This is a genomic window from Sporomusa sp. (genome assembly GCF_035561155.1).
Classification (GTDB): domain Bacteria; phylum Bacillota; class Negativicutes; order Sporomusales; family Sporomusaceae; genus Sporomusa.
Window position 1 is genome coordinate 25921 of the sequence record NZ_DATMYD010000142.1, and the last position, 10902, is coordinate 36822.

The window sequence follows — 10902 nt, forward strand, 5'->3', positions numbered from 1 at the left end:
TTTTGTTTGCATTTAAGCTCTAGCAAGACGGTGGGCGGCGTGATAGGTCGGACCCACGTAGGAGTTTATCGGAAACCCATGCTGGATGGCCTGTGTAACAAATTTTTTAGCCTGGGCGACTGCGTCCGGCACCGATAAACCTTGGGCCAGTCCGGCCGTAATAGCTGCGGCATAGGTGCAGCCGGCACCATGCGTGTAATCTGTATTAATTTTCGGCGTTTCAAAAATGGTAAATTCCTTGCCATCATACAATATGTCAATCGCACTATCCGTACCCAGCTTGGCGCCGCCCTTGATCAGAACGTACTTGGAACCGAGGGCGTAAATTTTAACGGCCGCCTCTTTCATTGTATCTACGGACTGAATGCGAACACCGCTCAACTGGCTGGCTTCAAACACATTGGGGGTAATAACGGTGGCCCGCGGAGCAAGCTGCTGGCTTATGGCAACTGCTGATTCCGGATGCAGTACTTCATCGGTGCCCTTACAGATCATGACCGGGTCAATTACGATATTTTTTACCTGGTACTCGTCAAGTTTTCTGGCAACAAGCGAAATAATCTCAACGGTGCCCAGCATGCCGGTCTTCATGGCGTCTACGCCGATACCGCCGAGTACGGTATTGATTTGGGCTTCCAAAGCTTCGAGCGATAACGGATAAACATCATGAGCCCATTTATTGGCAGGGTTTTGGGCAACAAGCACGGTGATTGCCGTCATGCCATATACGCCAAACTCCTGAAAAGTTTTGATGTCGGCCTGCAAGCCGGCGCCGCCGCTCGTATCTGATCCGGCTATAGTGAGTGCCTTAGGTACTTTCATTTCGAAAAATCCTCCCGTCAACCTAAAATGGTGGCTTTTGATTAGATTTTTTTACAAAACATGGTTGTATTATAGAATAAATCTGATACTATTAAAATATACAGAATTCATATTTTAAACAAGTACAGATTAGGGGTAAAAAAAAATGCCTAAATTGATACTGCTCGACCACGCAAGCAAAGAACCTTTATATATGCAGCTTTACCGCCATTTTCGCGCCGAAATAGAACAAAACAATCTGAAGGAAGGCAATAAAATTCCTTCCATCCGCTGGCTTGCCGACAGCTTGTCCATTAGCAAGATCACAGTCGAAAAAGCTTATCAGCAGCTACTTTGCGAGGGATATATCAAAAACGGTAACCGGACGCGTTATTCGGTCAACAGATTTGTCGAAAGCTCCTGGCCCGATCCGGTGCCTCATGTCGCAATACCGGCGAAGAGTACTGTTGAAGCTCCGCTCAGATACGATCTTGCCAGCGGCGAAATGGATATGGAGGGCTTTGACTTCGTCCTGTGGAAGCGTTATATCAATAAAGCTTTTATGGATCAAAACCGTCTTATGCGTTATGGCGACCTCCAAGGCGAGACGGAACTTCGCCGTCAGATTGTCGGTTATATCCGCTCCCGGGGAGTGAATTGCCATCACGAGCAGGTCATTATCGGGCCGGGCGTGCAAAGTCTGCTAAATATGCTGGCCAGTATTCTGAAGCCTGATCATGATGGCATAGCCTTTGAAGAACCTGGTTTTAAAATCGGCCGGCGGATTTGGGAGGATCGCGGCTTTCGAATTATTCCGGTCAGCCTCAGGCGGGAGGGTATCGATACCGACGAACTGGCTGGCAGCGGTGCGCGACTTGTTTATGTAACGCCGTCCCATCAGTTTCCCACCGGCTATATTATGCCGATCGGCGAGCGGAAAAGACTTTTAAACTGGGCCGGACAAACGGGGGCAACCATTATCGAAGATGATTACGACAGTGAGTTTCGTTATTTTGGACGGCCCCTTCCGGCGCTGAAGGGACTGGATACCGAAGGGGCGGTAATTTATATGGGATCTTTTTCTAAGGTAATCCCCCCCTCCATTCGGATCAGTTATATGGTGCTGCCAGACCGGCTGCTGGAAAATTACCAGAAAAGAGCGTCGCTGTACAATCAGGCGACGTCCACCGTTGAACAACTGGCTCTGGCTCGCTACATGGCCGACGGTCATTTAGAGCGGCAAATCCGCCGGCTCAGAAACCTTTATAATGAGAAGCACGCTCTATTCCTGGACAATATTCGAACCATATTTGGCAAACGGGTTGAAATCAATGAAACGGAGTCGGGCCTCCATATGGTTCTGACCGTAAAATCCGACTTAACGCCAAAGGAGCTGTACGACAGAGCGCTGGTAAAAGGGTGCCGGATCGCCCTCTTGCAGGATTATTATCTGGGCGAGGCTCCGGTTACGCCTTCCCAAATTATCTTATATTTTTCTAAGATTCCTGCTACCGAAATGCCAACAGCAATCAGTTTACTGAAAGAGGCCTGGTTTTAAACTTTAATGATGGCCTCAATACCTGTCGAATGGCAAGTGGCTTTCAGTTTAGCAGTCAAATATAACTCTTTTTCCCCTTCATAAGACTTCCCCCAAATCAAAAAAATGTAGACGTAGGGGTTCCGTAATGTCTACGGCTACGTCTACCTAATTTTTTGTTTTGGAATTAAAAAGTCAATTTTCACTTTTACTCAATTCGTAAGTAAAGCTCGTATTAATGCAACAGTAGCTGCCACAGTCCTTCCATCTTTATCTAACAAAGGATTTACTTCTACAAATTCAGCCGAAGTAATTACATTGTATCTCGCCAGTAGTTTCATTGCTTCAATATTTTGCTCAAGATATATTCCACAATCTACAGGCGTCCCTACGCCACGACTATCACTTGGATCAATCACATCCAAATCATAACTCAGATGGATACCATCACATTTTGAGGTCAGGTACGAAACAGTCTCATCAATAACATTATTTATGCCTATTCTATGTACATCTTCTGCCGTAAAAATTTTTATTTGCTTTTTATCGATGAATTCTCTTTCCCCTGGATCTATATCACGCACTCCAATTAGTACAATATGCTCCGCCTTGACCTTATTTCTATATCCACCAACCTCAATTAAATCTAGATGCCCTGCCCCTATACTTGCCGCTAACGGCATCCCCTGGATATTCCCACTAGGTGATGTTTCTACTGTATTGCTATCGGCATGAGCATCATACCAGATAACGCCTAAATTTCGATAATGCTTTGCAATGCCAGCTAAACTTCCAATAGCAATACTGTGATCGCCGCCTAAAATGAGAGGAAACCTTCCCCCACCAACAACTTCTGAAACTTTTGAAGCCAGAAGTTCCACACTATCTCGAACATCTTCCAAATTTCTTACTTTACAATAGATATCGTTAGTACGGCAACATGGCTCTTTAATCTTAATGTCCAAATTCCCAGCATCAATGATGTCAATACGGCTTGACTGTAAGTACTTCATGAGTCCAGCTGAGCGAATTGCCTCGGGTCCTAATTGAGTCCCAAACTCAGACTGACCGAGCCACATAGGTGCCCCAACAACTGTAATTTTTCTCATAAATCTACCTCTTCTATTTACTGATAATTAAACACTGCATCCCCAGACCTCAAATAAATAACTTCAATATCCATAGATATGAAATTTACCAGTAAATATAAAACTCCTGCCAAATCCACAGATCTGGCAGGAGTTCTCTATATTTTTCGCCGTTACCAATGATACGGTTCTCCGTATCGGGTCTATCGGTGCAGAAAAAAAAGCAATTTAGACCGCCCTCATTGCGCTGCAAAAACACTCTAAATGAGACTAGGCCTCAGCCGCAAACGTTGGGGCAGTCAAATCAGCGTAAATCCATTATTTTTAGATTTTTAATCTGTGAACCAAGCTCACTTACTACTTCAACAGCCATGCACAAACTCCCGTTTTCTGAGTTAACGGCCAGCTGCGGGTAGGCAGCGATTAAGGCTTCTTTCACTAATTCCTTATCAGGGGTTCCCTCGGCTTTGACCGTTAATTTATCGGCTAGGCCAGCTTTCTCTACCAGTAACGCCACTCTGCCGGTAGTGCCGGAAACTTTTCCTATGGCATCGGCAATTACCCGCCCGTACAGATTCATGTCACCAGCAACAATCATATCATCCGTGCGCCCTTTGATGCTGACCGCTCTCAACGGCAGCCAGCATCCGCATTCGGCCCAGCGCGCTCTGTCTCCTGAACGGTACCGCACTAAAGGCATTCCTTCCCGGCGGATTGTGGTAAAGACTAGTTCCCCTTCATCAGCCAGCTTACCGGTCACAGGATCAACAATCTCAGTTATTAGATGTAAATCATTTAGATGAAAGGCAGTACATTCGGGCAAAGCAATGGTTTGCGCACTGCCAATTTCTGTTGAACCATAACTATCGAAGACCGCTGCCTGCCAATAGTCAGCAAACAATTCTTTTTGAGCCGGGGTTAATACTTCGCCGGCAAGTATAATTTTATCAATCACGCTGTGATAGCCGGACTGCTGTGCTTCCCGGGTCAGGGCAGTCATATAGGACGGCGATGAGAATACTACGTTAGGTGAAAAGCGCCGCATCCATTTTAGTGTTTCTTTGGGGTTATCAGCACCAACACTGAGCGGTAACCCTCCTGCCCGTTCCACCGCGCGCTGGACACTGGCACCGCCGATCCACAACCCATGGCCAATAGGCATCGCAATCAGGGCAACCAGTCTGCCAGTATGAGCAATGCGAATTGCCATACCGTAAAGATTAGACAGCATCTGAATTTCCCGGAAGGTATAGTACACTCTTTTGGGCTCACCGGTTGTACCTGAGGTAGTATAAACCGCAGCCAATTTTTCTTCAGACACGCAAAGAAAATCCTGCCATTGCAGGATATCTTTCGAAGTGGTAAATGGGAGCTTTTGTAAAGCAGCAGTTGTTCGTATATCTGCCGGACGCAGACCGCATTCGCTAAATGTACGCCGGTAAAAAGGTGAATGCGAACCGACATAAGCTATTGTATCCCGCAGCCGCCGTTCCTGAATGGTAGTAAGTATCTCCGGATTCAGACCTTTTCTCACCAGATGGCGCAAAGATTCACCTGCTCTTTTAACCACCGCCGGCCGGGAGTTGCGATCCTCAAAACGCCGCAGCGCTTTGTCAATAACCTCTGCAATCATGAGCATACTCCTATAAACTCGCTAAAAATGTAGTGCAACAGTTGCTTATAGTTATGTCCTGACCGGCAATCCTTATACATCCGGTGAGTTTCAAAGTATATTTGCACCGTTTTTCACTAAAACTGTTATGGAATCTTTTATCAGGAGACCTACTATGGACTATGTACTGCTTATAAAATGCATCCTCAGTGGCTTTTTCTTAGCCGCGCCTATCGGTCCGGTCAATCTTATCTGCATCAGGAGCACATTAACCTACGGGTATATAACCGGGCTAACGGTAGGTATTGGAGCAGCACTTGCTGATACTTTATACGGCTATGCAGCAGCAGCAGGGTTGAGTTTTATCACTGATTTTATTTCTCGTTATCATACAGCCTTTCGCTGGGGAGGCGGTGTATTTATCATCTATCTGGGACTAAGAACACTTCGCGCTACACCGCAAGACCTTACACTTGAAAAAGAACCCCCTAACCTGTTCAGACTTTTTGCAGGTATTTTTCTCCTTACCCTGACCAATCCCATTACTGTTTTTGTTTTTATTGCCGTATTCTCTTCCTTAGGTATTGCTGTACTAGTAACTGATTTTTTTACAACAGTTTTAGCCGCTTTCGGTGTTTTTATAGGATCAACACTCTGGTGGATCACGCTCACAGGTATAGCGCATCTTTTCTGCAACAAAGTAACGCCAGGCACCTTAGGCCGGATTAACAAGATTGCCGGCAGTATCATTATTCTGCTGGGTATTGCTTCGCTTTTTGAGCTTTAAGACCAACCCTTTCTGTTTATGCGAAAATACCCGTACGCCAATTCCCGGAAGATTCGTTATTTAATCCTCAGCCCGCATTATGGCCTGAATTTGCCTGGCTATAACAACACTCCATGGGATACATAGTCGAGTAGAAGCGCACCTCACGGCGCGCAACCCTCACAGAACCGGACTTGCCCTATTAAGGCATCCGACTCTTCATAGCAGAATCAGCAAGAAAGGTAATTCCTATCTGCTTCCTTACTTCGTCCATGACACTAAGCTGCATAAGAGAATATTGATTATGTTCCTGGGCATTTGACTTGGTTTTGATTAGTCGAATCAATTCTTCTACTTCGTAGTACATATTGTTATCACACTTATCAACAGGTATATCCTCTTTATTCCCATCATTATAAATAATAGTAATTTCCCTTGGATCTTGTATCTCCTTGATGATCATGCAGCCTTTTTCCCCTTGAATTTGGCTTGGCAATATCGAGTTGGTAATCTTGGAATATATTAATTCACCTTGCATACCCTCATATTTAACCATAATAGTTCCAGAGCCATCTACTCCATTATTTAGAATAACAGCATTACCCCATATTTTTTGCGGCATACCAAAGAGTTTCACCAACGGATGAATACAATACACCCCAATATCCATCAACGCTCCATTTGCAAAAGCAGGATTGAATGCATTTTCAATAATGCCCTTTTTGAAATTATCGTATCGGGAAGAGTATTGGCAATATTGAAACGTAATTCTTCGAATTGTTCCAAGCTTACTCATACCAGCTTCTATTGCGTTAAATCCAGGATCAAACACAGAACGCATTGCTTCCAGAAGAATAACACCATTATTGTTAGCGGCTCTCAACATTACTTCTAATTCTTCTCTATTTGAAGCAATTGTCTTTTCGCATAACACGTGTTTTTTACTATTTAACATCTTAATGGATTGCTCAGCATGTAAACCATTAGGGCTGGCCACATAAACAGCGTCTACTTCATTACTTGCTGCCAACTCGTCTAGGTCACTATATGTAAGTCGAATATTATGCTTACTGGCATATTCTACTGCTCTTTCCTTCGTTCTTGAATAAACTGCTACAAGTTCAAACTCTTTACATCGCTTTGCCGCCGCTATAAATTTGTCTGTTATTTTATTCGTTCCTATTACTGCAAAACGGACCATAACGGTATCCCTACTTTCTATAACACCTTGACTCACACAAGTTAGCATTCCTACATTTTTGGGCTAACACATATTACTTCCCCTAAAATTATAAACGCCTGCCAATTTCAACCGTCCCCAAATGTAAGGTGCTTATTGCTGAAGCAATAGAACAGTCCCTCAGAATCACTCATTCCCATTTGAATTTGTCTATTCTGCTAAAGCAACTTCATTCAATTTATTTAATGTTGTCCTCTGACCAAGAACAATCATAATATCACCTGCGCTTATGACTTGTGTTCCCTGCGGATTAGTAATTAGCTGATTATCACGTTTGATGGCCACTACAATCGAGTCAAATCGCCCTTTAATGTCATTTTCAATGAAGTTTTTCCCTACTAATGAAGAAGCCCGATGTACCGTAATTTCGGCGATATCCATATGTAATTCTTGATTGTAAAATAAATTTTCGACAAAATCCATAATAACAGGCTTAATCATAGCCGATACCATCTGCCGCCCACCCATAACAGATGGGAAAATAACTGTGGTAGCCCCCGCACGGCGCAGCTTTTCTTCCGCTTCTGCTCTATCAGCTCTTGCTATAATCGTCATCTCTGGATTGAGACTTTTCCCGGTGAGGGTAACGTATACATTATCTGCATCATGAGACAATGCAGTAATCAAGCCTTTCGCTCTTTTGACGCCAGCTTCTAACAATATTTCATCAACTGTAGAATCTCCATGAATGGTTAGCACCTTTTGTTCACATAACTGTTCATAGATTAACAAATCTTTTTCAATAACTACAAAAGCCTGTCCTTCATCCTGCAATCGCTGAATTACATTTCTTCCTACCTTGCCAGCGCCACATACAATAATATGATTATCTAAACTTGCAATGCGTCTATTCATACCCTTCCTCCCAAAAAAATCTTTTAACCGTCCTTCTATCGACAAACTGATTACTAACGTAAAAGTGTAATAAGCCATTCCTACCCCAATAATAATAAATAGACAAGTAAACATTCGGCCAGCCGGTGTTTTAGGTACAATATCACCAAACCCTACGGTGGCAATTGTTACCACAGCAAAATAGGCAGCATCATAAAATGATAGATTCTCTAGTAACATAAAACCTATAATACCTACTATCAAAATACCAATAAAAAAAATAAGTGATAATTTTAAGCGATCTAAATACATAATATCTCCCCTGCTTAGCTGATGCCGCCTAACTCTACCATCTTAGTTTAACAATACCTCTACAATACGTCAAAAAATTTATTTAATTAAGCATACGAGACAATAACGAAGCCTCAACCCTCGCATTACAAGGGTTGAGGCCATTTTTCGCCGTTACCAATGATACGGTTCTCCGTAACATATGTAACGGCGAATTTGTAAAATATAAACCATTCGCACTTACACTTACCAAACTATGTTCCCACAGACATGCTGTGTTTTGATAGGAAGTAAATACTAATACGCGAAATAGGAGTTTCATGCAATGATTTTTATTTTGCAACAGACTCTAATATAAAAATGCTGTCTCTTTTGAGACAGCATTTTTAATTTTTACATGTTTATATTAGGTGTTGAATTATTCGCATCCGCTAATTGCTCTTCTGTTAAACCTGTGCTTACTAATTTAGCTATTACCAGATCACCAGATACATTCAATGTTGTTCTGCACATATCCAGGAATCTGTCAACGCCGAGTATTAAGCCCAAGCCTTCAACAGGCACGCCAACGTTTACACATAGAATAGCGATTATCGGCAAAGTACCGCCAGGGACGCCTGCTGTTCCGACACCGCCCAAAACTGCGGTTAAAACTACAACAACCTGTTGGCTGAGTGTTAAATCGACTCCGAAAACTTGAGCTAAGAAAAGTAATACAGCACCTTCATATAATCCCGAACCATTTTGGTTGGCGGAAGCACCGCAAGTCAGAACAAAACGTGAAACTTTGGTAGGAAGTTTAAGCGATTTTTCTGCAACCTCCAGAGCGATTGGCAGTGTAGCATTGGAAGAAGCAGTTGAAAATGCATATACATATGCATCTTGACATCCCTTAAAGAATTTAAAGGGACTTGTTTTGGCGAAAATCTTAAGGAATAAACCATATACAACAAATTGCTGAATTAATATGCTTAATACAACTACGCCGGCAAATAAAGCAACATTTCCCAGGAAGCTAGCACCCATACGGTAGGTAGTGTTAAATACAATGGCAAAAATACCATAAGGAGCAAGCTGCATTGCCCAGTCGATGATTTTGAGCGAGCAGTCATAAATTGCCTGAAGCACCTTAATAAAGGCATGTTCTTCATCTTTAACACATATGCTCAGAGCATATCCGAACATCAATGCAAAGACCATAACAGCTATAATTTCGCCACCAAACGCTCTGGCAGCAGAATCAACAGGGTTCTGAGGAATTAAATCTGTAATGTATTGAGTCCAAGGTTTATCTTTTGCAATTTGCATGTTTTTATTAATTGAGATAACAGCCTGATTCTTTGCAAGCTGCTCCTTATCAAACTGCAAGCCGACACCTGGCTGCAGAACGTTAGTAATTGCAATGGCAACAAAAACTGCAATGAGGCTTAAAACAACAGTATACATTAACGATTTTCCAGCGACTTTTCCCAAGCTGCGGCCTTTACCAAGTTCGTAAACACCAAGCATTAGGGCGGATACCAACAACGGAACAACGACCATGAAAATCATTTTTAGGAAGACAGCACCGGTTAAGGTACAAAGATCAGTAAACGTCTTCATGAAAGGAAAAGCTTTTTCAGGTAGATTATAATAGGCAATGATTCCAGCAATAACACCCAAAATAAATCCTAATAATAGTTTTTGATACTGTTTCATAAACTTCCTCCTTTAAAATTCTACCTTCTTGAACAATTCTCTTAAATAGATGTGTAATAAAATCTTCGATCCCTTTTTCGCTTCGCCCCCTTGATCATATTTGGTGTCGAACCAACAGCTTAACTAAATTGCCCCGTCCCTTACACATGTGAAGCACTCGGAGTACTCCCTAGATGAATATATTAATGTATATGTTACCATTATAACTCATAATTAACTAATAATTACAGCTATACAAAAAAAATACATAATGTATTTATGACCTTCGGAAAGATGAAGAATATATTACACGCGTATAATCTTGTTTAAAGTCATTTCTTACACGCCGCTTATCTTCTTCAAATATCTGATATTGAAGTGTATCAAGCTGTTCTAGTGCACTTTTAATATATGTTTTCAGCTCATCAATAATTCTTCGCCTCCACATTCATTATAGAGACACAATTCTGCAAACATCTGTTAATATTATACATTTTTTGGTATTTGAGGAATGCAAAATGACCTTTCCACCTTTTTCTTGGGAATGGTCGAGTCAGTCGTAACAAGATAACAGTACTACCCTTCAGCAATTCCTTGATTCGCAATCTTGCCCCCCTTTGAATAGTAGGATATCTATGTATAGACGACATTATCACCATCGATTTTTGTGTTCTTCCCCTATCACCAGAATTGCTGGTGGCTCGTTGCAATATAAAAAGGTCCTGCAAATAATTTTGCAGGACCCCGACTATTCTGCCTTATATGATTGTATTTCTCGCCGTTACCAATGATACGGTTCTCCGTATCATACCTAACAGCGAAACTACATTTAAGCAAGTAAGACCTGCCCATGTACTCTAATCATTTAAGCGATGCGAAATGAGCTTCCCTACGCTTCTTTCTAATCTATCTGCTAAAAAAATGAGCACCGCAGAATAGTAGCCATATTAACTGGCTATTACTTTGCGGTGTTTTATTTTTACCGTATATTACTGAACAAATTGAGCGCTGGCAGCTACTTAAAATTGCAGTAAACCTGTCTCCTTCTGACATTTA

8 protein-coding genes are annotated in these 10902 nt (G+C 42.3%); 2 read left to right on the forward strand and 6 right to left on the reverse strand.

Translation table 11 applies throughout. The annotated features are described in order from the left end of the window. Positions 1-12: 12 nt before the first annotated feature. Positions 13-822: a pyridoxine/pyridoxal/pyridoxamine kinase gene (pdxK, locus tag VN447_RS18890; protein ID WP_325527195.1), complete on the reverse strand. Its 810-nt coding sequence runs from the start codon at positions 820-822 to the stop codon at positions 13-15. Between the two features lie 145 nt (positions 823-967). On the opposite strand from pdxK, the gene VN447_RS18895 reads away from it, so the two are divergent. Then, positions 968-2359, forward strand: coding sequence for a PLP-dependent aminotransferase family protein (locus VN447_RS18895; protein ID WP_325527197.1), 1392 nt, complete (start codon positions 968-970; stop codon positions 2357-2359). 191 nt (positions 2360-2550) lie between these two features. Here the strand turns inward: VN447_RS18895 and rocF are convergent, their stop codons facing one another. Continuing rightward, entirely contained in the window at positions 2551-3447 is an 897-nt protein-coding gene (rocF, locus tag VN447_RS18900) for an arginase (protein WP_325527199.1), read from the reverse strand. A 283-nt stretch (positions 3448-3730) separates the two neighbouring features. Next, positions 3731-5059 (reverse strand): phenylacetate--CoA ligase family protein, encoded by a 1329-nt coding sequence (locus VN447_RS18905; RefSeq protein WP_325527201.1) that lies wholly within the window; start codon positions 5057-5059, stop codon positions 3731-3733. A gap of 154 nt (positions 5060-5213) precedes the next feature. Between VN447_RS18905 and VN447_RS18910 the strand changes: the two genes are divergently transcribed. Next, the gene (locus VN447_RS18910) at positions 5214-5825 is read left to right on the forward strand and encodes a LysE family translocator (RefSeq protein WP_325527203.1); all 612 of its coding nucleotides are present in this window, start codon (positions 5214-5216) and stop codon (positions 5823-5825) included. A 181-nt stretch (positions 5826-6006) separates the two neighbouring features. Here VN447_RS18910 and VN447_RS18915 read toward each other — a convergent pair whose 3' ends face one another. The 3 genes from VN447_RS18915 to VN447_RS18925 all read right to left on the reverse strand — a co-directional run bounded on the left by VN447_RS18915 (position 6007) and on the right by VN447_RS18925 (position 9867). Then, positions 6007-7041 (reverse strand): Gfo/Idh/MocA family oxidoreductase, encoded by a 1035-nt coding sequence (locus tag VN447_RS18915; RefSeq protein ID WP_325527205.1) that lies wholly within the window; start codon positions 7039-7041, stop codon positions 6007-6009. Positions 7042-7194: 153 nt separating this feature from the next. Further along, positions 7195-8190: a potassium channel protein gene (locus tag VN447_RS18920; RefSeq protein WP_325527207.1), complete on the reverse strand. Its 996-nt coding sequence runs from the start codon at positions 8188-8190 to the stop codon at positions 7195-7197. 372 nt (positions 8191-8562) lie between these two features. After that, a complete protein-coding gene (locus VN447_RS18925) occupies positions 8563-9867 on the reverse strand; it encodes a dicarboxylate/amino acid:cation symporter (protein ID WP_325527209.1) in 1305 nt (434 codons plus the stop codon). Between the last annotated feature and the right edge of the window lie 1035 nt (positions 9868-10902).